Origin of the sequence: Streptomyces sp. NPDC004629 (assembly GCF_042873595.1) — a bacterium.
Classification (GTDB): Bacteria; Actinomycetota; Actinomycetes; order Streptomycetales; family Streptomycetaceae; genus Streptomyces.
This window is the reverse complement of sequence record NZ_JBIALO010000007.1, coordinates 248,890-272,114: the sequence shown is the minus strand read 5'-3', so window position 1 is coordinate 272,114 and position 23,225 is coordinate 248,890. Positions and strand designations below refer to the sequence as shown.

Below are 23,225 nucleotides of genomic sequence, written 5' to 3'. Positions count from 1 at the left end.
CGATCCTCCCACAGTGGCCTGCGGCGACGTCCGCCGTAGGATGCGGGGGGACATGAGGTCCCTCCTGGTCGGGCGCGGTCGCGCGGCCCAGGGAGCGGCAGCGGCAGCGGCTTGATCGGAGCAGTAGACCATCGTGAGCGGCGAGAACTCTTCGGCGGACGACGTACAGCGGGTGTGGGACGTCGTCGTGGTGGGCGCGGGACCCGCGGGGGCCTCCGCCGCCTACGCGGCGGCGGTCGCGGGACGGCGCGTGCTGTTGCTGGAGAAGGCCGAGTTGCCCCGCTACAAGACCTGCGGCGGCGGCATCATCGGCCCCTCGCGCGATGCCCTCCCGCCCGGCTTCGAACTCCCCTTCAAGGACCGGGTGCACGCCGTCACGTTCTCCCACAACGGGCGCTTCACGCGCACCCGCCGCTCCAAGCAGATGCTGTTCGGTCTGATCAACCGGCCGGAGTTCGACCAGCAACTGGTCGAGCACGCCCAGAAGGCGGGCGCCGAGCTGCGCACGGGCGCCACGGTCACCCGGGTGGAGCAGCACGGCTCCGCGGTGCCGGACCGGCGCACGGTCGCGGTGGTGCTCCAGGGCGGCGAGACCGTCCTCGCCCGCGCCGTGGTGGGCGCCGACGGCAGCGCCAGCCGCATAGGGGCACATGTCGGGGTGAAGATGGAGCAGGTCGACCTCGGCCTGGAGGCGGAGATCCCGGTACCGGCGACGGTCGCCGAGGACTGGAAGGGACGGATCCTCATCGACTGGGGGCCGATGCCCGGCAGTTACGGCTGGGTGTTCCCGAAGGGGGACACGCTCACGGTCGGGGTGATCTCGGCGCGCGGCGAAGGCGCCGCCACCAAGCGGTACTTGGAGGACTTCGTCGCCCGGCTCGGGCTGGCCGGCTTCGAGCCCGCCGTCTCCTCGGGGCACTTGACCCGCTGCCGCGCCGAGGACTCCCCGCTGTCCCGCGGCCGGGTCCTCGTCTGCGGCGACGCCGCCGGGCTGCTGGAGCCGTGGACCCGCGAGGGCATCTCGTTCGCGCTGCGCTCGGGACGGCTCGCGGGGGAGTGGGCGGTGCGGATCGCCGAGGCGCACGACGCGGTGGACACCCGCCGCCAGGCCCTGAACTACGCGTTCGCCGTCAAGGCCGGGCTCGGCGTGGAGATGAGCGTCGGCCGGCGGATGCTCGCCCTGTTCGAGCGCAGGCCCGGCCTGTTCCACGCGGCGCTCACCGGGTTCCGCCCCGCCTGGAACGCCTTCCGGGACATCACCCGGGGGTCCACGTCCCTGGGCGAGCTGGTCCGCAACCACCCCATGGCCCAGCGCGCCCTGACCGCGCTGGACCGGCGGCCCGCCCCGGTGGTCGAGGCGACGGCGGACGACGCGGTCACTTCGTGACGGTGATCCTGAAGACCGGGTGGTTCGGCGCGATGCGGCGCAGCTCGGCATCGGGCGAGTCGGGGCCGACGCCGCCGAAGAAGACGCCGACCTCGGCCTTCCAGCGCTTGAGGTAGGCGCGCAGCAGCGGAACCTTCTCGTCGTCGGCGACCTCGGTCGCGGTGAAGACGTCCACCATCCGGCCGAGGCGCAGCTCGCCCCCGCCGGCCGCGCGCATGTTGTGGGTCCACTGGACGTGGCCGCGCGGGGCGAGCAGATACTGCCGGCCGTCCACGGTCAGCAGGTTCACGGGGGTGGTCCGCCACGCGCCGCTCTTGCGGCCGCGGACCGCCAGGACCCGGGAGCCCCACACACTGATGCCGCGGCGGGTCAGCCAGGACACCGCGCGGTTCATGACGTTGACGGTGAACCAGCCGGGCTTCTGGACGTGTGTGGTCATGGCTACTTCCTCCTGGAAGCGACGTTCTCGCGGCGGGATGCGGGCTGCGGCACGTGGTGTGAGCAGTGCTCTCGCCCGACATCAGTGTGCTGCAGACCGACACTCCCTTGCAAGAGCGGTGCTCTCTTTTCGGTTCGGCGCTCTCATTTGTGTGCAGTGCTCTGACTTCGTGGCACACTGCTGCGTATGAGGACCGCACAGGGCGCCCGTGCGCGGGCCAGGATGGAAGTCACCGCGGCCATCAAGGACGAGGCCCGCAGACAGCTCGCCGCCGCGGGGGCCGGCAAGCTCTCGCTGCGGGCCGTGGCCCGCGAACTCGGCATGGTCTCCTCCGCGGTGTACCGCTACTTCCCGAGCCGCGACGACCTGCTGACCGCGCTCATCATCGACGCGTACGACTCCGTCGGCGCATGCGCGGAGCGGGCCCGCGACGAGGCGGCCGCCGACGCCGGGCCCGTGCCCCGCTGGATCGCGGTGTGCACGGCCGTGCGCGGCTGGGCGCTCGCCCATCCGCACGAGTACGCGCTGATCTACGGCTCGCCGGTGCCGGGCTACACGGCTCCCCGGACGACCGTCCCGCCCGCCTCCCGGGTCGGCGCCGTCCTCATCGGCATCATCCGCGACGCCCACCGGGGCCACGGCCTCGTCGGCCTCGGCCTGCCCGCCGAACTGCACCCCGAGGCCGAGCGGCTGGTCGCCGACCTCGCGCCGGACCTGCCGCCCGAGGCGGCCACGGCGATCGTCGCGACCTGGGCACAGCTCTTCGGGCTGGTGAGCTTCGAAGTGTTCGGCCAGTTCAACCGGGTCGTGGAGGACCGCGAGCGCTTCTTCGAGCACGCCGCGACGGGACTGGCGCACGCGGTGGGGCTGCGGTAGGCGGCACGCGAACGGATCCCGTACGACGGGCGAGGCGTCCTGTACGGCGGACGAGGCGTCCTGTGCGGCGTGCGACGGACGCGTCCTGTGCGGCGGATCACGGCTCCACCAGGCCCGTACGGTGGGCCGCGCATCCCACGCCCGAACGGTGCGCCACGGAGCCCGTACGGCGCCCAGGGCGTCCTGGACGTACTTCTGCGGGAGTACGGGGGGTCACCTCGCTCGGCTGACGTCCGCCACCGCCCGCTGCGTCTAGCGTGGCCGTCATGGAGGAGCAGCGTGTGCGCGGGCACGGTCCGGCGCAGTGGTGGCGGTACGGGCCGCCGTGGTGGCAGCGGACGGACGACGCCGAGCCGCCGGCCGCCCGCCTGCCGTGGCGCTCCACCGCGCTGCTCACCGCCTTCGTCCTGGTCGGCTCGAACTTCGCGGCGCACGGCCAGCCCGATCGGGAGCCGCTGGACGCCTATGCGCGCGTCCTGCTCGTGATCGCCTCGGGTCTGCTGCTGTGGCGCCACCGCCACCCGGTGGCCGTCGTCTTCGGCACGGCCGCGGCCACCCTGGTCTACCTGGGCGCGGGCTACCCGTACGGGCCGGTCTTCCTGACCGTCGCCGCGAGCTGTGTCACCGCCGTCGTCGTCGGTCACCGCAGGGCCGCCTGGACATCCGTCGGGCTCCTGTGGGCCGGGCACGTGCTGATCGCGCTCTGGCTCTACCGCCATCTTCCGCCGCCGGGCGACACGGGCGGGAGCATCGACCAGGAGATCGTGATCGCCACCTGGGTCCTGGCCATCGGCGCGCTGTCCGAACTGGCCCGGGTGCGGCGCGAACAGTGGGTGCGGGAGCGGGCCGACCGCGCCCAGGCCGCCAGGCGGCGCACGGACGAGGAGCGGCTGCGGATCGCCCGGGAACTGCACGACGTCCTCGCGCACAGCATCTCCGTCATCAACGTCCAGGCGGGCATGGGGCTCGCGCTCCTGGACAGCGACCCCGAGCAGGCCCGCGCGGCCCTCGCCACGATCAAGTCCGCGAGCAGGGAGGCACTCGGGGAGGTGCGACAGGTGCTGGACGCGTTGCGTGCCCCGGGCGCCGCGCCACGCGCCCCCGCGCCGGGCCTTGACCGGCTGCCGGAACTGGTGGAGCAGGCGGCGGGCGCGGGGCTCGCCGTCGAGATCGAGGGCGCGGCGCCGCGGCTCGCGCCGGGCGCCGATCTGGCCGCGTTCCGCATCGTCCAGGAGGCCCTCACCAACGTGGTGCGGCACTCGGGTTCGCGGCACGCGCGCGTGCGGTTCGACCACGACGCCGGCTGCCTGCGGCTGCGTATCGACGACGACGGACCCGCGACCCGCGCCGACGCCGGCGGCAGCGGCAACGGCCTGGCCGGGATGCGCGAGCGGGCCGCCGCCCTGGGTGGCACGATCGAGGCGGGCCCTCGCCCCGACGGCGGCTTCCGGGTGCTCGCCGTACTGCCGTTGCAGATCAAGTCCGAGGAGCGCGACCGGTGATCCGTGTACTGCTCGCCGACGACCAGGTCCTGGTGCGGGCCGGGTTCCGGGCACTGCTCGACGCGCAGCCGGACATCAAGGTGGCCGGCGAGGCCGCCGACGGCGCTCAGGCGCTGGCCCGGGTGCGCGAACTGCGCCCGGACGTCGTCCTGATGGACATCCGCATGCCGCTGCTCGACGGGCTGGCCGCCACCCGCCGCATCACCGGGGAGCCGGAACTGCGAGACGTCAAGGTGGTCATGCTCACCACCTTCGAACTCGACGAGTACGTCTTCGAGGCGATCCGCTCCGGTGCCTCCGGTTTCCTGGTCAAGGACACCGAGCCGGATGAACTGGTGCGCGCCGTGCGGGCGGTGGTCGAGGGCGACGCACTGCTGTCGCCGGGGGTGACCCGCCGCCTCATCGCCGAGTTCGCCGCCCGGTCCAAGCAGCCCGCGGACGCCGACGAACTGGCCCGGCTCACCGAGCGGGAACGGGAGGTGATGGCCCTGGTCGGCATCGGCCTTTCGAACGAGGAGATCGCCCGTCGGCTGGTGGTCAGCCCGCTCACCGCGAAGACCCATGTGAGCCGCACCATGGTCAAGCTGGGCGCCCGCGACCGCGCCCAACTGGTCGTGCTGGCCTATGAGTCGGGGCTGGTGCGCCCGGGCTGGCTGGGCTGAGCCCCGGGCCGCCGGCCGGGCGAAGCCGGCAGACCCGGGGAGCGACCGGCAGAGCCGCGTCGAGCCGGTCCACGGTGCGCCGCGGCCGGGTCGGTGGAGCGTTCGGTCGCGGACCGCCACACGGGCGGTGTCAGCCTTGCCTGCACCGCCAGCCTCACCCGCCTCGTCCGCCGCGGACCTCGCGTTCACCAGCGCCCCCCGGTGTGCCGGCCGCGCACACCCGTCATCGACACGTCGAGCGCGTCGAGGAACATGGCGGCGCAGAGCGCGAGCAGCGTGCCCCACAGCCGCGGCGTCCAGCGTCCCTCGGACGCGGCGGTGAGCGGAGAGGTCATGCCGCGGGATTACATGCACATACATTGAATGTAAGCGCATTTAATGTGGACGAAACAATGTCGCTTCTCTGCTACCGTGCGTTCATGGCGGGGAAGAAGGCCGAGCAGGCACTCGTGGACCGTTGGCGGGACATCCTGGCACTGCACGCACGCACCCAGTGCGAACTCGACCGCGCACTGCACGGACACGGCCTGTGCGCAAGCGACTTCGAGGTGCTGGACCTGCTGTCCCAGGCCGCCGGGGCGGACCGCGGTTGCTCGCTGCGCATCCAGGAGATCTCCGAGCGGATCCACCTCAGCCAGAGCGCGCTGTCCCGGCTGATCGCCCGCCTGGAACGGGACGGCCTCGTCGAACGCGCCATGTGCGCGGAGGACCGCCGGGGCGTGCGCGTGGCCCTCACGGCGAAGGGGCGCGCGCTGCACGGACAGGTGCTGCCGGTGCAGCGCGCGGTGCTGACCCGGATGCTGGCGGGCTGACCGGCCGCCGTCAGATCGCCGACTTCTCCCGCCACAGCGCGGCCAGCGCCGCGTCCCCGGTGACGCTCGGCACCGTACCCCGGTTCCACAGCGCGAGATACAACCGGTCGGCGGGACCGGCCAGTTCGGCATCCGCCCGCCCCGACGCCGCCCGCACCGTCACCGGTGGCCGGTCCGACAGCCGCACGCTCCACACCGCGCCGCCGGCGGCGTCCGCCGTCTCGGCCCGCACCCGCAGCAGACGTGGCTCGTCGGTGCGCACCCGGCTCCTCGCGCGGGCGTGGAAGCCGCACAGCAACTCGTCGATTCCGTCGACCCCGAACTCGGGGTCGACCGGCGAGGTGGGACCGCCGCGCGCCGCCTCGGCGTCGTAGCGGTGCACGGTCGTCTCATGGGCCTGCCGGCGCGCCCAGAAGGCCGGCGGCGACGGGGACGGCAGAGGAAGGAAGGTCCAGCACGCCACATCGGGCGGTGCGGCGGCCAGCGTGTCCACGAGCCGGCGGTGGCTGTCGCGGTACCAGGTCACCAGGGCGTCCCCGTCCAGGTCGGGCAGGTCCCCGAGCGGGCGCGGGCCGGTGTGCGCGTCGGCGACGAACCCCGCAGCCCACCGGTGCACGGCCCCCGTGTGCCGCAGCAGATCGCGCACCCGCCACGTCGGGCAGGTCGGCACCTCGGCGTCGGTACCCGCCGCCTCGGCCGCCGCGGCCAGCAACCGGCCCTCCCGGTCCAGGATCCGAACGAACTCCGCAGTCTCCATGGGGCGAGTGTGCCGGACGGGGCGGCACGGCACACCCCAGTGACATCGCACGGCGCCTTGGCATCGCACGGCGCCTTGGCACGGGCCACGGTGCTGCGACCGCCCGGAGTTCGCGAGCCCCTTGGCGGGCGCCCGCCGCCCGGTCGTTCCGAGGCATCGCGCCCGCCCGATGCGTGTGGCGCGGGGTGTGGAACGGGATCGTTCGGCGTGAGGGGGTGTGGAACGGGATCGTTCGGCGTGAGGCGTGAACGGGAGCGTTCGGCTCGGGGCCGTGGAACGACCGGAGGCCCTGCCCCCGCTGGTCCCGTCGACGGCGTACCGGCCGCTGTCCCCTCGACGGCGTACCGGCCGCTCCACCGGGTCAGCCGGTCACGGCGCGCCGGGTCGTCACGCCGATGAGCGCCGCCACGGCCGCCAGCACCGCGACGCTGGTGAGCGCGGCCGGCAGCGAGAACCAGTCGGCCATGAAGCCGATCGCGGGCGGCCCGAGGAGCATGCCGCCGTACCCCAGGGTGGAGGCGATCGCGACGCCGCTCGGACCGGCGAGCGTCCCCGCCCCCTGCACGGCGACCGGGAAGAGATTGGCGAGGCCCAGGCCGGTGACGGCGAAGCCGGTCAGCGCCGCCCACGCGGAGGGGGCGAGCGAGCCCACCAGCATGCCGGCCGTCGCGACGGTGCCGCCCGCGACCACGGTCCGGGTGCGGCCGAGGCGCTCCAGCAGCGCCGTACCCGTCAGGCGCCCGAGGGCCATGGCGAGCGCGAAGCACGAGTAACCGGCCGCCGCGACGCCCGGCGAGGTGTCCAGGTCCTGTTCGAGGTGGAGGGCGCCCCAGTCGGCCATGGCGCCCTCGCCGTAGGCCGTGCACAGCGCGATCAGACCGAAGACGACCACAAGACCGCGGGTCCGGCCGTCGAGGCGCCGCGGCGCCTCCTCCGGCACGCCCTGGGCGCGCTCGGGCGGGCGCGGCGGCTCGTGCCGCAGCAGCGTGGGGCCCGCGGCGGCGGTCACCAGCAGCCCCACGACGGTCAGGACGAGCAGATGCCGCGTGGGGGACAGGGACCCGGCGACCAGGCCGCCGAGCCCGGCGCCGATCATGCCGCCGAGGCTGAAGGCCGCGTGGAAGCCCGGCATGACGGGCCGCCGCAGCGCGGCGATCAGGTCGACGGCGGCGCTGTTGAAGGCGACGTTGATTCCGCCGTAGGCGGCGCCGAACACCAGCAGGACGCCGCCCAGTGCGAGCGCCGAGTGGGTCAGCGGGGGAAGGGCCACGCTGAGCGAGAGCAGGACGGCGCAGACGACGGTGACCGGATGGGCGCCGAAGCGGCGGCACAGGCGTCCGGTGAGGGTCATCGTGACGACGGCACCCGCCGAGACGCCGAGCAGGGCGAGCCCCAGCGTGCTCGCGGAGGCGTCGGTCTGCTCCTTGATGGCGGGGATGCGGACGACCCAGCCCGCGAAGACGAAACCATCGAGGGCGAAGAACGCGGTGATCGCCACGCGCAGCCGGGTCAGCGTGTCACCCGGCACGGCGCTGTGCGTACGGGTTTTGTTTATTAGCGGCACAAAGGCAGGCTAGGGGCGCGGCGGGGACGGGGCAAGGGCGGTGGCGGCCGCAGGCGGCCCTGCCGGTGCCGGGTGATCGTCAGACCGTCGCCACCAGCAGTTCCTCACCGCTGGACGGCCGCAGACCGTCCGTCCGGCCGGCGAAGTAGCGCTCGGACAGCTCCGTCGCCGGTACGTGCCGGGCTCGGCCGAAGCCGGCCCGCAGGGCCAGGGCCACCAGCTCCTCCGGGACGAAGAAGCTGATGAAGGGCGTCCCGGAGGAGTGCGCCGCCTCTTCCATCGCCCGGCGCAGCGGGCGCTCCTCCGGCTCGACCCGCTCCAGCGTCGGCATGAACGTGGTGGCGAGCGTAGAGCCGGGCGCGAGGGCGGCGGCCTGGCGCAGCATGGCCTCGACGGCCTCCCGGGTGAGGTACATGGTGACGCCCGTGGAGGCCACGACGGCGGGCCGGTCCGGCTCGAAACCCGCCTGACCCAGCCGCTCCCACCACGACTGGGTCTCGAAGTCGACCGACACGAGCCGCAGCCACGGTGGGACGCCGTACCCCGTCTCGGCCAGCCGCCGCCGCTTCCAGGACTGCGGGCCTGCCCGGTCGATCTCGTACACCGTCAGGCCCGCCGCGGTCTGTGGTCTGCGCTGCGCGAAGGAGTCGAGCCCGGCACCGAGGAGCACGTATTGGCCGACGCCCTCGGCGGCCCGCTCGACCACCAGGTCCTCGACGAAGCGGGCCCGTGCCACGATCGACGCGCGCATGAGCCGGGTCTCCTGCGGATCCATGTCCGGGCGTGCCCGCCAGTCCCCGCCGGGGTCCGCCAGCCGCAGGCCGACCTCGTCGTCCAGCGCATGCGGCGGCGCGTCGACCAGCATGTGCAGGGCCCGCCACAGGGCGACCCGGACCGCCGTGGGATCCGCGGTCGGTTCCGTCTGCTCCGTCACGGGGCCGCTCCTTCGCTCGGGGTCCGCTCGGGGTCCGCTCGGGGGCCCGGCCGGGGTGTGCGGGCGCGGGCCGTTTCCGGCCTCCAGCGTGCGGCACGGCGGGCCCCGCCGCTCGCCGTATGCGTGCTCGTCACCGGTTCGTGTGTTCGGAGTATGGGATACAGGTCGGTTAATGCTTGCGCACGTGCTGGTTGCCGAACGGTGAGCAGTCCATGATGGGCCCATGACGTTGGCCTCGCGCGCTTTCGCGCAACTGGCGACCTGGCCCGATCTGAGACGGGCCGTGCCGAGCTGCGGACTGGGCCAGGCACTCCGCTCGACGCAGGGCGAGATCGCCCACTTCCACTCGGAGCGGGATGTCGACCTGCTGCTGACGGACCGTGCCATCCGGCGGTTCGCCAAGGACCTCAGCGACACCGGAGCGATCCGTATTGTGCCCGGCTCGCAGTGGGTGACGATACGTCTCGACGCCGCGAGCGACGTCGACCTGCTGCTGACGGTGGTCAGCGTCGCCCTCCAGGCCCAGCTGGTCTGGCCGGACCCCGTCGGCCGGCCCCTGCTCGGCTGCAACGACCAGCGGGGCGCCGGGTTCGTACGCGTTGATCTCGGCGGCATCTGAGGCGGCAGCCGCCATCCGCCGTGCCGTTCGCGCACCGCCGGCGGCGCCTCCCGCACCGCCGCCCGGTGCGCCCCGGTGCGCCGTTCACACGGCGAGGACCCGGATCCCCGCCTCCTCGAACAGGCGCACCGTCTGCGCTGCCACCGCCGCGTCCGTGACGAGTGTGTCCACGTCCTCGGCCGCGCAGATCCGGGCGAACGCCCGCTGCCCCAGCTTGCTGGAGTCGGCGGCGACCACCACCCGCTCGGCACGCTCGCACAGCAGCCGGTTGGTGGCCGCCTCCGCCTCGTCGTGCGCCGCGGCGCCGTGCGCGATGTCGAAGGCGACCACCCCGAGCACCGCCACGTCGAGCGTGATCTGACCGAGCACCCCGTCCGCGAGCGGGCCGATCAGTTCGTACGACTGCGGTCGTGCGACCCCGCCGGTCACCACGATCTTGAACTGGGGCCGCACGGCCAGCTCGTTGGCGATGTTCAGCGCGTTGGTGACGACCGTCAGCGCCGGTGAACCGGTGGCGAGGTCGGCGCGCACGGCCAGGGCGCGGGCCACCTCCGTCGTGGTGGTGCCGCCGGTCAGGCCCACCGCCTCGCCGGGCGCGACGAGAGCGGCCACCGCACGGGCGATGCGCTGCTTCTCCGAGGCCCGGCGGGCGGTCTTGTAGCGCAGCGGCAGCTCGTACGAGACGCCGTGCACCACCGCACCGCCCCGGGTGCGCACCAGCATCTGCTGCTCGGCGAGCTGGTCGAAGTCGCGCCGGATCGTCGCCGCCGAGACCTCCAGTTCGGCCGCCGCCTCCTCGACGTCCAGCCGGCCACGCTCGACGAGCAGTTCCAGCAGCGCCTTCCAGCGGGCGTCGCGCGACATCCGCAGCCTCCGTCATACCGTCCCGTTGTCCGTCCTGCGGTGACCCTAGCGCACCGATCACGCCAATGAATGCTTGATTGTGCTCGAAAGTTCGCTATATCTTGCAGGAACACGCAGAACGATGGAGGGGTACGGCATGACCCATGTCGAGGACGAGCTGAACAGCCAGCCCGAGTGCTGGACGCGGGCGGCACAGGCGGCGCCGCGGCACGGCGGAGCGCTGCCCGCGGCGGGGGAGCGGGTCGCGATCGTCGGCTGCGGCACCTCGTACTTCATGGCGCAGGCCGCCGCCGCTCTGCGCGAGGGCGCGGGCCAGGGCGAGACGGACGCCTTCGCCGCGTCCGAGTTCCCCTACGGCCGCGCATACGACCGGGTCGTCGCGCTCACCCGCTCCGGCACCACCACCGAGGTGCTGGACCTGCTGGAACGGCTGCGCGGCCGCACCCGCACCACCGCCGTCACCGCCGATGCGGACACCCCCGTGCGGACGGCCGCCGACGAGGTCGTAGCGCTGGACTTCGCCGACGAACGCTCCGTCGTGCAGACCCGGTTCGCCACCACCGCGCTCACCCTGCTCCGCGCCCACCTGGGCCTGCACACCGACGCCGTCGTCGCCGACGCCCGTGCCGCGCTGTCCGCCCCGCTGCCCGAAGGGCTGGTCGACTGCACGCAGTTCACCTTCCTCGGCCGCGGCTGGACCGTCGGCCTCGCGAACGAGGCCGGGCTGAAGATGCGCGAAGCCGCACTGTCCTGGACCGAGGCGTACCCGGCGATGGAGTACCGGCACGGCCCCATCAGCGTCACCACGAGCACCACGGCGACCTGGATGTTCGGCGAGGCGCCCGAAGGCCTCGCCGAACAGGTGCGCCGTACCGGCGGCCGATGGATCGAGGGCACGCTCGACCCGCTGGCCGAACTCGTCCGCGCCCAGCGGCTCGCGGTGGCCGTCGCCGCCCGCCGGGGCCTCGACCCGGACCGGCCGCGCCATCTCACCCGCTCCGTGATCCTCGCCCCCTGACCCGCGCGCCGTAAGGAGTAACCGTGCCCCTCGCAGCCACCGGCGACCTGGTCGCCCGCGCCGCCGGAACACGTTCCGCCGTCGCCGCGTTCAACGTCATCACCCTGGAGCACATCGAAGCCGTCGTAGCGGGGGCCGAAGCGGCCGGCGCGCCCGTGATCCTCCAGGTCAGCGAGAACGCGGTCAGCTTCCGTCACGGCCGGCTGCTGCCGCTGGCCCGAGCGGCCGTCGCCGCCGCGGAAGCGGCCGGCATACCGGTCGCCCTGCACCTCGACCATGTGCAGAGCGACGATCTGCTGCGCCAGACGTCCGGGGCCGGGTTCGGCTCCGTGATGTACGACGCGGCCCGCCTGCCGTACGCCGAGAACCTGGCCGCCACCCGGGTCGCCGCCGACTGGGCGCACACCCGGGGGCTGTGGATCGAGGCCGAGTTGGGCGAGGTGGGCGGCAAGGCGGGGCAGGGCGGCGGGGCGCCGCTGGACGCCCATGCGCCCGGCGCCCGCACCGACCCCGACGAGGCCCGCGCCTTCGTCGCCGACACCGGCGTCGACGCCCTCGCCGTCGCCGTCGGCAGCGTGCACGCCATGACCAGCCGCACCGCGGCCCTCGACCACGGTCTGCTCGGGCGGCTCGCCGCCGCCGTGCCCGTCCCGCTCGTCCTGCACGGCTCCTCCGGGGTGCCGGACGACGAACTGGTCGCGGCGGTCGCGGGCGGCATCGCCAAGGTCAACGTCGGCACCGCCCTGAACGTGGCGATGACCGGCGCGATCCGCGACTTCCTCGCCGCCCACCCCGAGGCCGTCGACTCACGCACGTACCTGGGCGTCGGCCGGGACGCCATGGCCCGCGAGGTGACGCGGATCGTCCGCGTCCTCGGCCGCCCGGGCACCTGACGGCGGCACGCCTCACGTGTCCGCACCGACCTGACCCGCCGTTTCGTCGGCTCCGAGGGTGTGGGTCTCGCGTGTTCGCGCCGACTTGATCTGCCGGTTCGTCGGCTCCGAGAGTGTGGGCCTCGTGTGCCCGCGCCCGCACCCCGGCGAGTCGCCCCTCGTGGCGCCCGCCGGGGTGTGCGGTGTCACGCCCCGCATCACCCTCGTCGGCTGCGTCCACCGCCCCGGACTCGGCTGCGTCCACCGCCCGTTGGGGCCTCGACCCGGTCCACCCCGGACGTCACCGTGTCCGTCGTCCGGCCCCGACCCGCACGCCTACGGCAAGCAGGGTCGACGCGAACTCGGCGGCACGCCTTGGGGGTTGGGCGCGGCGGCTACCGTTTGACGGCCTTCAGCACCACGAACTTCGGGTCCCCGGCCACGAGTCGGCTGTTGCCGAACAGGCGCCGCAGCTTCACGTGGTAGCCGAGGTGCCGGTTGCCGACCACCCACAGCTCGCCGCCCGGCCGCAGCGCGCGCCGCGCACCGGTGAACATCCGCCACGCGGTCGCGTCCGTGAGCGCCTGATGGGAGTGGAACGGCGGATTGGTGAGCACGACGTCCACACTGTCCGCCGCCACCCCGGACAGTCCGTCCCCGACCCGGAACTCGGCGTGGCCCGGCACGCCGTTGGCCCGGTAGGTCGCCTCCGCCGACGCCACCGCCTGGAACGACTCGTCCACGAACAGCACGTCGGCCTCCGGATCGGCGAGCGCCACCGCCGTGCCGACGACGCCGTTGCCGCAGCCCAGGTCCACGACCCTGCGGGCGCCCCGGCGCTCCGGCAGATGCCGCAGGAAGAACCGGGTGCCGATGTCGAGCCGGTCGGCGCAGAACACGCCCGCGTGGTTGACGACGGGGCGCCCGGAGGCCGGGCCGATGCCGTCGGGCAGCGTGTAGCGGTACGGCCACGGGCCGGCGGGACGCTCCAGGGACGGGTCCGGAGCGCACAGGATCAGCCGCGCCTTCTGCTCGGCCTGCGTGGTACGGGTTGGGCCGAGGATCCGCTCGAACAACCGGAGCGTCGAGGTGTGGATCTCCTTGACCATGCCGGCGCCCACGACGACCGTGCCCGCGTGCACGGCGGGCGCGAGCCGCAGCAACTGGTCCTCCAGCAGGGCAAGGCTCTTCGGCACCCGGACCAGCAGCACGTCGACGCGGTCGGGCGGCGGATCCTGGGTGGTCAGCAGGCGCACGGCACCCGGCCGCACCCCGGCCCGCGCGAGGTTCGCCCGGGTCGCCTCCTGAGCGAGAAAGGAGTCGGTGATCTGCACCGGCCGGTGCTCCGCCAACGCCGTCACCAGCGCGCCCCAGCGGTCGCCGACGACCACGACCGTGCCGGACAGCGGGACCTGCTGCGCGGCCAGATGCCGCAGCAGATACGCGTCGGACGCGTCCCAGGCACGCAGCCGGTCACGCGGATCTTCGGGGAAGCGGGACAGCGCGAACGCGCCCCATGGGGTGGTCATACGGTCGTTCATCGTGCATCCAGGCTAAGCGCTCCGCGGGCCGTGCCGGTCCGGGCCGTGCCGGGCGGGCGGGGCCGTGCCGCGCCGTCGGCCGGCCGCGGCGGCATCGTGGCCGGTCGCGCCGTTCCCCGCGCCCCTGCGGACGCCGGGGCCGGTCGGGCAGGATGGAACCCATGGAGGCGGAACTGTTCCCCAGAGCGCGGCTCCAGATCGCGCCGGGCGCGGTGCACGTGCCGGACTGGCTGGACGCCGGCCGCCGGCGCGAGCTGCTGACGGCATGCCGCGAGTGGGCGCGTCCCCCCGCCGGACTGCGTACCGTCCGCACGCCCCGTGGCGGCACCATGACTGCGCGCCAGGTGTGCCTGGGCCGGCACTGGTATCCGTACGGCTACGCGCGCACCGCCGTCGACGGCGACGGGGCACCGGTGAAGCCCTTCCCCGCCTGGCTGGACGAGCTGGGCCGCCGGGCGGTGGCCGACGCGCTCGGCCCGGCGGCCGTCGCGCCGGCGCCGTACGACATCGCGCTGATCAACTTCTACGGCGGCGACGCCCGCATGGGCATGCACCGCGACGCCGACGAGGACTCCGACGCGCCGGTGGTGTCGCTGAGCCTCGGCGACAGCTGCGTCTTCCGCTTCGGCAACACCGCGACGCGGGCGAAGCCGTACACGGACGTGGAGTTGCGCAGCGGCGATCTGTTCGTCTTCGGCGGCGCGTCCCGCCTCGCGTACCACGGGGTGCCCCGGGTGCACCCGGGGCACGGCACCGCCCGCGCTGGGCCTGACCGGGCGGCTGAACGTCACCCTGCGGGTGAGCGGCTTCTAGGCTGCGCTTACCGGCCGCAGCGCATGGGGATCATGGGAGACTCAGCCCCATGAGTGGCAAGGCGGACCCCCGGGCGGCGGGGGAAGGGACCACCTCAAGGACGCGGCTGGACCGCGGGCGCGGGGCGCTCGGACCCGCGTTGGAGCTCGTGCACACCGGACGGGCGCCGACCCGGGCCGTGCTCACCGCCGAACTGGGCGTGACCCGGGCGACCGCCGGCGCGGTGGCCGCCGAGCTGGAGGCGCTGGGTCTGATCCGGGTCGACCCGAGGCCGGCCGCGGCGGCCGGTTCCCAGGGCCGTCCCTCGCACCGGCTTGAGGTCGCCGAGGACGGGCCCGTGGCGCTCGCCGCGCAGGTGCACGCCGACGGGTTCCGGGCCGCGCTGGTCGGCCTCGGCGGCCGGATCGTGGCCACCGCTCCGGGCTGCGGGACCGTCGCCGCCGACCCGGCGAAGGTGCTCGGCTCGGTGGTCGAGACGGGCGCCGAACTGCTCCGGGCCACGGGCCGCCGCTGCGTGGGCGCCGGGCTCGCCGTGCCGTCCGCGGTGGCCGAACCGGAGGGTCTCGCCCTCAACCCGCTGCACCTCGCCTGGCCGGTGGGCGCGCCGGTGCGCCGCATCTTCGCCGAGTGCGTGCGGGCCGCCGGAATCACCGGCCCGGCGTTCGCGGCCAACGACGTCAACCTCGCCGCGCTCGCCGAGCACCGGCACGGCGCGGGCCGTGGCGCGCGCGACCTGCTGTGCGTGGCCACCGGCCACCGCGGGGTGGGTGGCGCGCTGGTCCTCGACGGGCGTCTGCACACGGGCAGTTCGGGCCTGGCGCTGGAGGTCGGCCACCTCACGGTGAACCCCGAGGGCCGCCCCTGCCACTGCGGCAGCCGCGGCTGCCTCGATGTGGAGGCGGATCCGCTGGCGCTGCTCGTGGAGGCGGGCCGCACCCCCGGCCCCGAGGTGTCCCTGCTCCAGCAGGCCGACGACCTCGTCCGCAACCACTACGCCGACCCGGCCGTCCGCGCCGCGGCCGAGGCGCTGATCGACCGTCTGGGCCTCGGCCTCGCGGGCCTGGTGAACATCCTCAACCCGGACCGGATCATCCTCGGCGGCCTGCACCGCACCCTGCTGGACGCCGACCCGGACCGGCTGCGCGCGGTGGTCGCCGAGCGCAGCCTGTGGGGCCAGAGCGGCGGCGTCCCGATCCTGCCCTGCACCCTCGACCACAACAGCCTGGTCGGCGCGGCGGAACTGGCCTGGCAACCGGTCCTGGACGACCCGCTGACAGCCCTGACCGAGCCGGCCTGACCGAGCCGAACCGCACACCGCGCCCCGCGGGTCGGCATCCGCCTTCGGCCTCGGCACGGTCAGCGGATCGCTGCGCGGCCTCGGCGCCGAGGGCATGGTTCCTCGGCTGGGTGCTGGTGCGGGCGGCGGACGGCGCGAGCGACAGTGCCTTCGCCTTCGCCTTCGCGCTCGCGCCGGGGCGGCTCAGGGTGGTCGCGCTGGTGGGCCTGGCCGCCGGAGGGCTCGCGGGACTGCGTCCGGCCCGGCGGGCGGCCCGCCTGGACGTGCTGCGGGCCATCGCCGCCGAGTGACGGGTGCGGGGGAGGTCACCGCCCGGTCAGCCGGCAACGGCCGACCGGGCGGGAGCACGTGGCGCGGCGGCGGGTGCGCAGCCGACGGGTTCGACCTCCGGGAGGCGGGGGGCGGGCCGTTCCCGGGCCGTACGGCGCGGAGCGCCCGCCCGCCGCGGTTTCGCCTCCGCGCCCGCCGGGAGCGTGAACCACACGACCTTCCCCTCGTCGCCGTCCGGTCGCGCGCCCCAGCTCTCGCTCAGCGCGGCCACCATGGCGAGCCCGCGCCCGCAGGTGTCCAGCGGTGCGACGTCCTTGAGGTCGGCCGCCACGGGCAGTCGTGGATCGTGGTCGCGCACGGAGACCGTGAGCCGGTCGGGCAGCAGCTCGATCACCACGGTGCACGACTTGTCGGGCCGGGCGTGCTGGTGGACGTTGGTCAGCAACTCCGTGACACCGAGCGCCGCCCGGTCGATCAACGGATCCAGATGCCAGTAGCGCAACTGCGCAGATACGATTCTGCGGATCTGGCCGATCCGCGACGGCAGGGCTTGCAGCTCCACCGTGCAGTGCCTGCTTGGGTGACTGATCACGGCTGCGACTCCCCGACATGAGGTCCGGAAGAACACGGAGTACGGATCCAGCGAGGCGCCCCGAGTCCACGGTCGCCTGCTGTTGTGTCCGGCGGGCTGGTTCACAGCGTTATCGCCGGTAAACCCAGAGTGACGTGAGACCAGAGTGACCCAGGACACAGGAGTGCGCAACTCGCCGCGACTCAGTCCCCGCGTCCCGCTGCCCGGCGCACCGCCTCGATGAACCGGCGCGCCGCGGGCGGGCCGGTCCGGCCGGGCGCGCTGTCCTGATCGCCCAGCGTCAGCAGGTACCGGTGGCCGTTGAGGTCGGCCAGCGCCCGGTCGTCCGGCGCGAACCAGGGCTTGGAGGCGCGCACCGCCTGCACCGGCGCGCTGTCGATCTCGCTGCCGTAGCTGGTGAGCAGTTCCACCCTGCCGTCGCTGATCCGCACCTGCCCGGCCCGGGTGAGCGACCGCAGCCGCTTGTCTATCCGGACGCCCGTGGCCGTGAACTCCGGCTCCGCCATCCTTCCCCGCCCCCTCGCGTCTCTCGCCCGCCGGCCCTGCGCCCCGCCCCGGGCGGGACCGGTGTCGTCCGGCTCGTTCCGTGATCCATTGTGCGCCTTCGCACGGAGTACGGCCCCCGCACCCGGAGCAGTCTGCCCGCACCCGGCGCCGAGCACCAGTGCGCGAGGCCCGCACAGGGGTCGCACGGGGAGCATGGGGCGCAATGCGCCCCCAGCGCGTCCGGCGCATCATGCCCCCGTGCCGCCTTTGAGCTGCCCAAAGGGCTGTTTATGCAGGTGGGAAGCGGTGCGGTAGCTGCCTATGATCGAGGTGCCGGCCGCCGCGGGCGTCGGCGGTACGCAGTGTGAAGGAGCCACGTCGTGAGCATCACCCCGCAGATCCGGACCGGTGAGACCCTGGACGCCGACCGCAGCGACGCCGCCTACCGCGGCTGGCTGAAGGAGGCCGTCCGCAAGGTGCAGGCCGACGCCAACCGCTCCGCCGACACCCATCTGCTGCGCTTCCCGCTGCCCGAGGGCTGGGGCATCGACCTCTATCTGAAGGACGAGTCGACCCACCCCACCGGCAGTCTCAAGCACCGGCTGGCGCGCTCGTTGTTCCTCTACGGCCTGTGCAACGGCTGGATCCGGCCCGGCCGGCCGGTGATCGAGGCGTCCAGCGGTTCGACGGCCGTGTCCGAGGCGTACTTCGCCAAGCTGATCGGCGTCCCCTTCGTCGCGGTCATGCCCCGCACGACCAGCGCCGAGAAGTGCCGCCTCATCGAGTTCCACGGCGGGCGGTGCCACTTCGTCGACGACTCGCGGAAGATGTACGAGGAGTCGGCCCGCCTCGCGGTGGAGACCGGCGGTCACTACATGGACCAGTTCACCTACGCCGAGCGGGCCACGGACTGGCGCGGCAACAACAACATCGCCGAATCGATCTTCCGCCAGCTGGAGTTGGAGCGGTTCCCGGAGCCGGCGTGGATCGTCGCCACCGCGGGCACGGGCGGCACCTCGGCGACGATCGCGCGTTATGTGCACTACATGCAGTACGACACCCGCGTCTGCGTCGCCGACCCGGAGAACTCGTGCTTCTTCGAGGGCTGGACCACCGGCGATCCGGACGTCACCTGCGACTGCGGCTCGCGCATCGAGGGCATCGGCCGGCCCCGCATGGAGCCGAGCTTCGTGCCCGGCGTCATCGACCGCATGATGAAGGTCCCGGACGCGGCCAGCGTCGCCGCCGTACGGGCCCTGGACCGGGTCATCGGCCGCAAGGCGGGCGGCTCGACGGGCACCGGCCTGTGGAGCGCGCTCAAGATCGTCTCCGAGATGGTCGCCGCGGGGAGCACCGGGAGCGTGGTCACCCTGCTGTGCGACCCGGGGGACCGCTACCTCGACAAGTACTACTCGGACGCCTGGCTGAAGGAGCAGGGCCTGGACATCGGGCCGTACACGTCCGCGATCGACACCCTGCTGGCCACGGGGGCATGGCCGCGCTGACGTGCGGCCTTGAGGACGGCCGCTGCCGGATCTGAGCACCGGTACTTAAGGACACGTCCCCCTGCCGGGTGACACTTGCGGCTCCCAGGACCGGGGCGCGTACGGTCGCCGTCGGCCGGGTCGTGACGGTCGTCGTCGGCTGCGGGGCCGCCCTCGTCGCGGGCGGCGTCGGCGAACGGGTCCACGAGTCCTCCTGCCGGGACGCGTGTCGCGCGGGCCCGGTCTGGGACGCGGCGTCGCCCGTTCGATGAGCGGTCACGGAACGCGGACGCCGGGCCCACCGCCAACCGGGCCGGTGCCAAACGGAGTTCGGCCTCGGAGGTGTTCCTACGCGGGGGTGGGATCCGGTGGTCTTCGGTCGGTCAGGCGGTGGTCCAGCGCGGTGACCGCGTCGCGCAACGCGCGGCCGACGCCGGGGCGGGCCAGCCGGGCGGCGGCGCGGAAGAGTCCCGTCCCGTCGAGGGCGAACGTCATCCGGACGAGGGTGCCGGTGCCCGCCGGGGCGAGCCGCCACTCCTCGATCCAGGCGCGGGCGCCCGGCGTGTTCGTCACGTCGACGCGGTACGCGTACACCTCGGGAGCCCGTGCCGCCACCACCGACTCCTGGAACCGCGTGCCGCCCCGCAGCCGGATCTCCCGGCCGCCCTCGGTCACCCGGGCGGACGCCACCGCCGAGAACCACTGCGGCCAGCCGGACACGTCATCGGCGAGCGCCCGGAAGACGGCGTCCGGCGCGGCGGCCATCTCGCGCGTGAACACCAGGCGTACGGGGGCCGTTTCGACGAAGTCGATCCCCACCGGGCGCAGACCGTGAGCCATGACCGCGAATCTCCTCGCGAAATCCCTGGGGCGAACGGGGAGTTGGCCGTACTGACCCGTCCAGCCTAGCTGACGGAACGTCAGTTGTCTGCGGCGTTTTCGGCCGGGGCCCCCGCCACCACCAGCCGGCGCAGATGCTCGGAGATCTCCGCACGCGCCGCCGCCGGCAGCCCCGCGTCGGTGACCAGCGTGTCGACCTGCTCCAGGGTCGCGAACGAACTCAGGCCCACCGTCCCCCACTTGGTGTGATCCGCGACCACCACCACCCGCCGCGCCGAGTGCACCAGCCGCCGGTTGGTCTCGGCCTCCGCGAGGTTCGGCGTCGACAGGCCGGCCTCCACCGATATCCCGTGCACGCCGAGGAACAGCAGGTCGAAGTGGAGCGTGGCGATCGCCTGGTCGGCCACCGGCCCCACCAGGGAGTCGGACGGGGTACGCACCCCACCGGTCAGCACGACCGTCGCCGCGCCCACCCGCTGCCCCGAGGTGCGCTGCGCGGCATGGAAGACGTCCGCGACCCGCACCGAGTTGGTCACCACCGTCAGATCCGGCACTTCGAGGAGCTGGTGCGCCAGCGCATAGGTCGTCGTGCCGCCCGACAGGGCGATCGCGGTGCCCGGCCCGACCAGCTCGGCGGCGGCCCGCGCGATGTCCTCCTTGGCGCTCAGCTCCAGCCCCGACTTGGCTTCAAAACCCGGCTCGTGCGTGCTCGCCTCGATGACCGGCACCGCACCGCCGTGCACCTTCTCCAGGACCCCCTGGCGGGCCAGCGCGTCCAGGTCGCGGCGCACGGTCATGTCGGACACACCGAGCCTGCGCGTCAGTTCGTTGACCCGGACGCCGCCGCGGCGCCGGACCTCGTCCAGGATCAGGGCGCGGCGCTGCTCCGCGAGGAGGTTCTGATTCTCGCTCACGTACGCTCCGGTCCTTTCGCCTCAGCCGTCCGACACGCCCGTCGCACCCGCTGCGACCAGGATGTTCCCTCACGCCTCCGGTGCGCGGACGTCCCATCCTGCCACGGGTCGCTCCCCGTTGCGCCACCCCCCGCACCGACGCGTACCCACCCTTCGGACACCGTCCGTTCTACCGGCGGGCACCCGGACCGGGGAGATTCGGTGACGAGAGGTGTACGCGGCACCCGCAGCGGAGAGATCCTGGACGCCGCTCGGGCACAAGCCGTCGGCGCGTCATGGAAGAAGAGCCAGAACAGTGGAGCGTGCGCAGCAGCAGACCGCGACGGACGGGGCGGACGGCCCCGGGACGCCGCCCGGGACGGCACCGGCCGACCTGGAACTCCTGGTCCACGGGGTGGGGGGCACCACACCCGAGGAGATGCTCGACGATCCGTGCACGGTGCGGATCACCGGTGACGACACGGCCGCCGTCTTCCGCCGCGCCGCGGACGTGGACGCGGAGGACCGGCCCGAGGAGTACCGGGACGGACCGGTCCCCGAGGCCTACGTCTGGTGCAACCTCACCTCGGGCAACAGCGCCCGCGCCCTGTGGCTCCTGCTGCTGCCCTTCATGGTCGTCAACCTCGCCCACTGGATGCGGCCCGCCACCCGGGGCCACCGGCGGACGGTACGGCTGTACGGGCTGCTGGTGCGGCTCGCGGGCCTCACCCTGACGGTGCTGCTGGTGGCGGCGGCCTGCGAGGTCGCCCTGGACCTCGTGGCCTGGCAGTGCGCCGGCGTCCAGGCGTGCGCCGCGCGCCACTCCTGGCTGGGTTTCCTCTCGCCCGCCGCCTCCGGCGACGGCTGGTGGAGCCTGCCCGGGCGCCGGCTCGCCCTGGCCGCCCTGGTGCCGGCCGCCCTGACCTACCTGCTCTGGTACCTGTCACGGCGCACCTGGAGCGCCTATGAGTCCCAGCCGCCGCTGCCGCACCACCCCGAGCCGGACGAACAGACCGGACCCACCGCGCTCGGCAGCCCCGGCTTCTGGTACGGGCGCCGGCTGGTGGCCCGGCTGCGCGCCGCCCACACCGCCGCGGGCCTGCTGACGGTGGCGGCGGCGGTCGTCGCCCCGGCCGCCCGCTTCGACCGCGGGCCGGGCGGCTCCGGCGTCCTCGACACGCTCGGCCTGCTGCTGATCGCCGCGCTGTGCGGCACAGCGGCGGCCGTGCTCTGGGTGGTGTGCCGCCGCGGCCGCAGCGAGCACCGCCTGGACCGGGAACTCGACGAACACCTGGTACGCCGGCTGCCGCTGGCCGCCCTCGTCCTGCTCGGCCTCGCACTGCCCTACGCGGGCTGGTCCCGGCCGGATTGGCAGTCGGCCGGGCGGCTGTCGGGGGACACCACCTTCGGCGTCCTCGTGCTGGTACAGGGCCTGCTGGTGATCGTCATCGCCGTGGTCGCCCATCTGCTGCACCGCACCCCGCTCCCCGGCCGCGGCCGCGCCGGGCAGGCGGACGCCACGGCCGGCCGGCGGGCCGCCATGCGCGGACTGGGCGGGCCCGCCGTCGCGCTGCTGGCCTGCGCGCTGGGCGGCGTGATGTCGGGCGGCGTCGCCCAGCGCGTCGCCGACTGGCTGGACGGCACCGGCTCCTCCATCGACGGCCCGCCCGTGCTGCTGACCTGGCAGGCATCCGTCATCCCGCCGCTCCTGGTGGCGCTGCTGGCGCTGGTCGGCTGGCTGTCCTGGCGCACCTGGCGGCTCAGCAGCGCCGAACGGAGCACGGTGCGGCTCGACTACCCGAAGGAGCCGGCCGACCCGGCCACCACCCGCCGTATCGCGCGCACCCGGGCGATGGCCGCGCTCACCGACCGGGCGCCCCTGCTCGTCGCCGTCGTCTCCGTGACCACGCTGCTGCTCGGCGCCGGAGCACTGGTGGGCGGCCTGGACACCGGGAAGACCCCCGGGCAGGCCGCCGCGCACACCTACGCCGTCGTGCGCGGCGCGGCCGAGACCGCGCAGGCACTGGGTTCCTGGCTGATCGGGCTCGGCTTCGTCCTCTTCGTCACCTGGGGGCGGCGCGCCTACAAGGACGCCTCCGCACGGCGCACCATCGGCATCCTGTGGGACGTCGGCACCTTCTGGCCGCGCGCCGCCCACCCCTTCGCGCCGCCCTGCTACGCCGAGCGCGCGGTGCCCGACCTGACCTGGCGGATGGCGACCTGGACGCAGCGCACCGGGGGACGCCTGGTGATCTCCGGGCACTCCCAGGGCAGCGTCCTCGCGGCAGCCGCGGCCTGGCAGCTGACGCCGTCCGTGCGCAAGCGGGTCGCCCTGCTCACCTACGGCTCCCCGCTGGAGCGCCTGTACGGCCGCTGGTTCCCCGCCTACTTCGGCCCCGCCGAACTCGGCTCCCTGCACCGCGAGGTGGCCTGCTGGCGCAACCTCTACCGACTCACCGACCCCATCGGCGGCCCGGTGCGGCTGCCCGGCGACTGCGGCCCGGACGTGGACCGCGGGCCGCTGAAGGACCCCCTCGCCTACGGCCGCACCCCCCGGCATCCGCTGCCCGCGCCCATCCTCGGCCACTCCGACTACCAGGCCGACCCGGCGTTCGCCGAGGAACGGGAGCGGCTGCTGGCCCGGCTGCGGCCGGAGGTACCCGGCCAGCGCCCCGAACCGGCGGCCTGACCGGGGCCGGCTGC

The 23,225-nt window shown here is 74.2% G+C and carries 22 protein-coding genes and 2 pseudogenes; 13 read left to right on the top strand and 11 right to left on the bottom strand.

What is annotated here, in order from left to right; genetic code table 11:
- Nucleotides 1–133 precede the first annotated feature (133 nt).
- Complete coding sequence (locus tag ACFYTE_RS13375; protein ID WP_388708981.1) at nucleotides 134–1,387, top strand: geranylgeranyl reductase family protein; 1,254 nt, start codon at nucleotides 134–136, stop codon at nucleotides 1,385–1,387.
- On the opposite strand, the gene ACFYTE_RS13370 is transcribed toward ACFYTE_RS13375, so the two are convergent.
- On the bottom strand, nucleotides 1,377–1,826 hold the full coding sequence (locus ACFYTE_RS13370) for a nitroreductase family deazaflavin-dependent oxidoreductase (RefSeq protein WP_388708978.1): 450 nt from the start codon (nucleotides 1,824–1,826) through the stop codon (nucleotides 1,377–1,379). The genes ACFYTE_RS13375 and ACFYTE_RS13370 overlap by 11 nt on opposite strands.
- A 186-nt stretch (nucleotides 1,827–2,012) precedes the next feature.
- Between ACFYTE_RS13370 and ACFYTE_RS13365 the strand changes: the two genes are divergently transcribed.
- From ACFYTE_RS13365 to ACFYTE_RS13355, 3 genes are all read left to right on the top strand, one after another.
- Nucleotides 2,013–2,702 (top strand): TetR/AcrR family transcriptional regulator, encoded by a 690-nt coding sequence (locus tag ACFYTE_RS13365; RefSeq protein WP_388708976.1) that lies wholly within the window; start codon nucleotides 2,013–2,015, stop codon nucleotides 2,700–2,702.
- A 266-nt stretch (nucleotides 2,703–2,968) separates the two neighbouring features.
- Nucleotides 2,969–4,204, top strand: a complete 1,236-nt coding sequence (locus ACFYTE_RS13360; protein WP_388708973.1) for a sensor histidine kinase — start codon at nucleotides 2,969–2,971, stop codon at nucleotides 4,202–4,204.
- Nucleotides 4,201–4,866 (top strand): response regulator, encoded by a 666-nt coding sequence (locus ACFYTE_RS13355; protein ID WP_388708970.1) that lies wholly within the window; start codon nucleotides 4,201–4,203, stop codon nucleotides 4,864–4,866. The genes ACFYTE_RS13360 and ACFYTE_RS13355 overlap by 4 nt, the downstream gene beginning before the upstream one ends.
- 185 nt (nucleotides 4,867–5,051) lie before the next feature.
- On the opposite strand, the gene ACFYTE_RS13350 is transcribed toward ACFYTE_RS13355, so the two are convergent.
- Nucleotides 5,052–5,201 carry a hypothetical protein gene (locus tag ACFYTE_RS13350; protein ID WP_388709129.1) on the bottom strand — a complete coding sequence of 50 codons (150 nt, stop codon included), beginning with the start codon at nucleotides 5,199–5,201 and terminating at the stop codon, nucleotides 5,052–5,054.
- A gap of 84 nt (nucleotides 5,202–5,285) precedes the next feature.
- On the opposite strand from ACFYTE_RS13350, the gene ACFYTE_RS13345 reads away from it, so the two are divergent.
- On the top strand, nucleotides 5,286–5,678 hold the full coding sequence (locus ACFYTE_RS13345) for a MarR family winged helix-turn-helix transcriptional regulator (RefSeq protein ID WP_388708968.1): 393 nt from the start codon (nucleotides 5,286–5,288) through the stop codon (nucleotides 5,676–5,678).
- Nucleotides 5,679–5,688: 10 nt separating this feature from the next.
- On the opposite strand, the gene ACFYTE_RS13340 is transcribed toward ACFYTE_RS13345, so the two are convergent.
- The 3 genes from ACFYTE_RS13340 to ACFYTE_RS13330 form a co-directional block, all read right to left on the bottom strand.
- The gene (locus ACFYTE_RS13340; RefSeq protein ID WP_388708965.1) at nucleotides 5,689–6,435 is read right to left on the bottom strand and encodes a maleylpyruvate isomerase family mycothiol-dependent enzyme; all 747 of its coding nucleotides are present in this window, start codon (nucleotides 6,433–6,435) and stop codon (nucleotides 5,689–5,691) included.
- A 361-nt stretch (nucleotides 6,436–6,796) separates the two neighbouring features.
- Complete coding sequence (locus tag ACFYTE_RS13335; RefSeq protein WP_388708962.1) at nucleotides 6,797–7,963, bottom strand: MFS transporter; 1,167 nt, start codon at nucleotides 7,961–7,963, stop codon at nucleotides 6,797–6,799.
- Between the two features lie 115 nt (nucleotides 7,964–8,078).
- Nucleotides 8,079–8,933, bottom strand: coding sequence for a class I SAM-dependent methyltransferase (locus ACFYTE_RS13330; RefSeq protein ID WP_388708959.1), 855 nt, complete (start codon nucleotides 8,931–8,933; stop codon nucleotides 8,079–8,081).
- A 223-nt stretch (nucleotides 8,934–9,156) separates the two neighbouring features.
- On the opposite strand from ACFYTE_RS13330, the gene ACFYTE_RS13325 reads away from it, so the two are divergent.
- The gene (locus ACFYTE_RS13325; protein ID WP_388708956.1) at nucleotides 9,157–9,552 is read left to right on the top strand and encodes a luciferase family protein; all 396 of its coding nucleotides are present in this window, start codon (nucleotides 9,157–9,159) and stop codon (nucleotides 9,550–9,552) included.
- 84 nt (nucleotides 9,553–9,636) lie between these two features.
- Here ACFYTE_RS13325 and ACFYTE_RS13320 read toward each other — a convergent pair whose 3' ends face one another.
- Nucleotides 9,637–10,416, bottom strand: a complete 780-nt coding sequence (locus ACFYTE_RS13320; protein ID WP_388708953.1) for a DeoR/GlpR family DNA-binding transcription regulator — start codon at nucleotides 10,414–10,416, stop codon at nucleotides 9,637–9,639.
- Between the two features lie 136 nt (nucleotides 10,417–10,552).
- Here ACFYTE_RS13320 and ACFYTE_RS13315 point away from each other — a divergent pair, with 136 nt between their 5' ends.
- Both ACFYTE_RS13315 and ACFYTE_RS13310 read left to right on the top strand, forming a co-directional pair.
- On the top strand, nucleotides 10,553–11,434 hold the full coding sequence (locus tag ACFYTE_RS13315; RefSeq protein ID WP_388708951.1) for an SIS domain-containing protein: 882 nt from the start codon (nucleotides 10,553–10,555) through the stop codon (nucleotides 11,432–11,434).
- 23 nt (nucleotides 11,435–11,457) lie between these two features.
- Entirely contained in the window at nucleotides 11,458–12,327 is an 870-nt protein-coding gene (locus tag ACFYTE_RS13310) for a ketose-bisphosphate aldolase (protein ID WP_388708948.1), read from the top strand.
- Nucleotides 12,328–12,701: 374 nt separating this feature from the next.
- Here ACFYTE_RS13310 and ACFYTE_RS13305 read toward each other — a convergent pair whose 3' ends face one another.
- A complete protein-coding gene (locus ACFYTE_RS13305) occupies nucleotides 12,702–13,835 on the bottom strand; it encodes a methyltransferase (RefSeq protein WP_388708944.1) in 1,134 nt (377 codons plus the stop codon).
- A 173-nt stretch (nucleotides 13,836–14,008) separates the two neighbouring features.
- On the opposite strand from ACFYTE_RS13305, the pseudogene ACFYTE_RS13300 reads away from it, so the two are divergent.
- The 3 genes and pseudogenes from ACFYTE_RS13300 to ACFYTE_RS13290 all read left to right on the top strand — a co-directional run.
- Nucleotides 14,009–14,660 (top strand): annotated as a pseudogene (locus tag ACFYTE_RS13300) (alpha-ketoglutarate-dependent dioxygenase AlkB family protein).
- A 49-nt stretch (nucleotides 14,661–14,709) separates the two neighbouring features.
- Nucleotides 14,710–15,957 (top strand): ROK family protein, encoded by a 1,248-nt coding sequence (locus ACFYTE_RS13295; protein WP_388708941.1) that lies wholly within the window; start codon nucleotides 14,710–14,712, stop codon nucleotides 15,955–15,957.
- A 98-nt stretch (nucleotides 15,958–16,055) separates the two neighbouring features.
- Nucleotides 16,056–16,247 (top strand): annotated as a pseudogene (locus tag ACFYTE_RS13290) (hypothetical protein); the annotation flags it as partial.
- A 26-nt stretch (nucleotides 16,248–16,273) separates the two neighbouring features.
- Here the strand turns inward: ACFYTE_RS13290 and ACFYTE_RS13285 are convergent.
- Both ACFYTE_RS13285 and ACFYTE_RS13280 read right to left on the bottom strand, forming a co-directional pair.
- Nucleotides 16,274–16,819 (bottom strand): ATP-binding protein, encoded by a 546-nt coding sequence (locus ACFYTE_RS13285; protein WP_388708938.1) that lies wholly within the window; start codon nucleotides 16,817–16,819, stop codon nucleotides 16,274–16,276.
- A 182-nt stretch (nucleotides 16,820–17,001) separates the two neighbouring features.
- A complete protein-coding gene (locus ACFYTE_RS13280) occupies nucleotides 17,002–17,325 on the bottom strand; it encodes a hypothetical protein (protein ID WP_388708936.1) in 324 nt (107 codons plus the stop codon).
- A 360-nt stretch (nucleotides 17,326–17,685) separates the two neighbouring features.
- Here ACFYTE_RS13280 and ACFYTE_RS13275 point away from each other — a divergent pair, with 360 nt between their 5' ends.
- Nucleotides 17,686–18,810, top strand: a complete 1,125-nt coding sequence (locus ACFYTE_RS13275) for a PLP-dependent cysteine synthase family protein (RefSeq protein ID WP_388708934.1) — start codon at nucleotides 17,686–17,688, stop codon at nucleotides 18,808–18,810.
- Nucleotides 18,811–19,137: 327 nt separating this feature from the next.
- On the opposite strand, the gene ACFYTE_RS13270 is transcribed toward ACFYTE_RS13275, so the two are convergent.
- A complete protein-coding gene (locus tag ACFYTE_RS13270; protein WP_388708932.1) occupies nucleotides 19,138–19,629 on the bottom strand; it encodes an SRPBCC family protein in 492 nt (163 codons plus the stop codon).
- Nucleotides 19,630–19,709: 80 nt separating this feature from the next.
- On the bottom strand, nucleotides 19,710–20,543 hold the full coding sequence (locus tag ACFYTE_RS13265) for a DeoR/GlpR family DNA-binding transcription regulator (protein ID WP_388708929.1): 834 nt from the start codon (nucleotides 20,541–20,543) through the stop codon (nucleotides 19,710–19,712).
- A gap of 295 nt (nucleotides 20,544–20,838) precedes the next feature.
- On the opposite strand from ACFYTE_RS13265, the gene ACFYTE_RS13260 reads away from it, so the two are divergent.
- On the top strand, nucleotides 20,839–23,211 hold the full coding sequence (locus tag ACFYTE_RS13260) for a hypothetical protein (RefSeq protein WP_388708927.1): 2,373 nt from the start codon (nucleotides 20,839–20,841) through the stop codon (nucleotides 23,209–23,211).
- The last annotated feature ends 14 nt before the right edge of the window (nucleotides 23,212–23,225 follow it).

Excerpts from the sequence above, each read along its gene's own strand:
- ACFYTE_RS13370 (WP_388708978.1), bottom strand. The coding sequence starts at position 1,826 with ATGACCACACACGTCCAGAAGCCCGGCTGGTTCACCGTCAACGTCATG.
- ACFYTE_RS13365 (WP_388708976.1), top strand. The coding sequence starts at position 2,013 with ATGAGGACCGCACAGGGCGCCCGTGCGCGGGCCAGGATGGAAGTCACC.
- ACFYTE_RS13360 (WP_388708973.1), top strand. The coding sequence starts at position 2,969 with ATGGAGGAGCAGCGTGTGCGCGGGCACGGTCCGGCGCAGTGGTGGCGG.
- ACFYTE_RS13350 (WP_388709129.1), bottom strand. The coding sequence starts at position 5,201 with ATGACCTCTCCGCTCACCGCCGCGTCCGAGGGACGCTGGACGCCGCGG.
- ACFYTE_RS13345 (WP_388708968.1), top strand. The coding sequence starts at position 5,286 with ATGGCGGGGAAGAAGGCCGAGCAGGCACTCGTGGACCGTTGGCGGGAC.
- ACFYTE_RS13340 (WP_388708965.1), bottom strand. The coding sequence starts at position 6,435 with ATGGAGACTGCGGAGTTCGTTCGGATCCTGGACCGGGAGGGCCGGTTG.
- ACFYTE_RS13325 (WP_388708956.1), top strand. The coding sequence starts at position 9,157 with ATGACGTTGGCCTCGCGCGCTTTCGCGCAACTGGCGACCTGGCCCGAT.
- ACFYTE_RS13320 (WP_388708953.1), bottom strand. The coding sequence starts at position 10,416 with ATGTCGCGCGACGCCCGCTGGAAGGCGCTGCTGGAACTGCTCGTCGAG.
- ACFYTE_RS13315 (WP_388708951.1), top strand. The coding sequence starts at position 10,553 with ATGACCCATGTCGAGGACGAGCTGAACAGCCAGCCCGAGTGCTGGACG.
- ACFYTE_RS13305 (WP_388708944.1), bottom strand. The coding sequence starts at position 13,835 with ATGACCACCCCATGGGGCGCGTTCGCGCTGTCCCGCTTCCCCGAAGAT.
- ACFYTE_RS13295 (WP_388708941.1), top strand. The coding sequence starts at position 14,710 with ATGAGTGGCAAGGCGGACCCCCGGGCGGCGGGGGAAGGGACCACCTCA.
- ACFYTE_RS13280 (WP_388708936.1), bottom strand. The coding sequence starts at position 17,325 with ATGGCGGAGCCGGAGTTCACGGCCACGGGCGTCCGGATAGACAAGCGG.
- ACFYTE_RS13270 (WP_388708932.1), bottom strand. The coding sequence starts at position 19,629 with ATGGCTCACGGTCTGCGCCCGGTGGGGATCGACTTCGTCGAAACGGCC.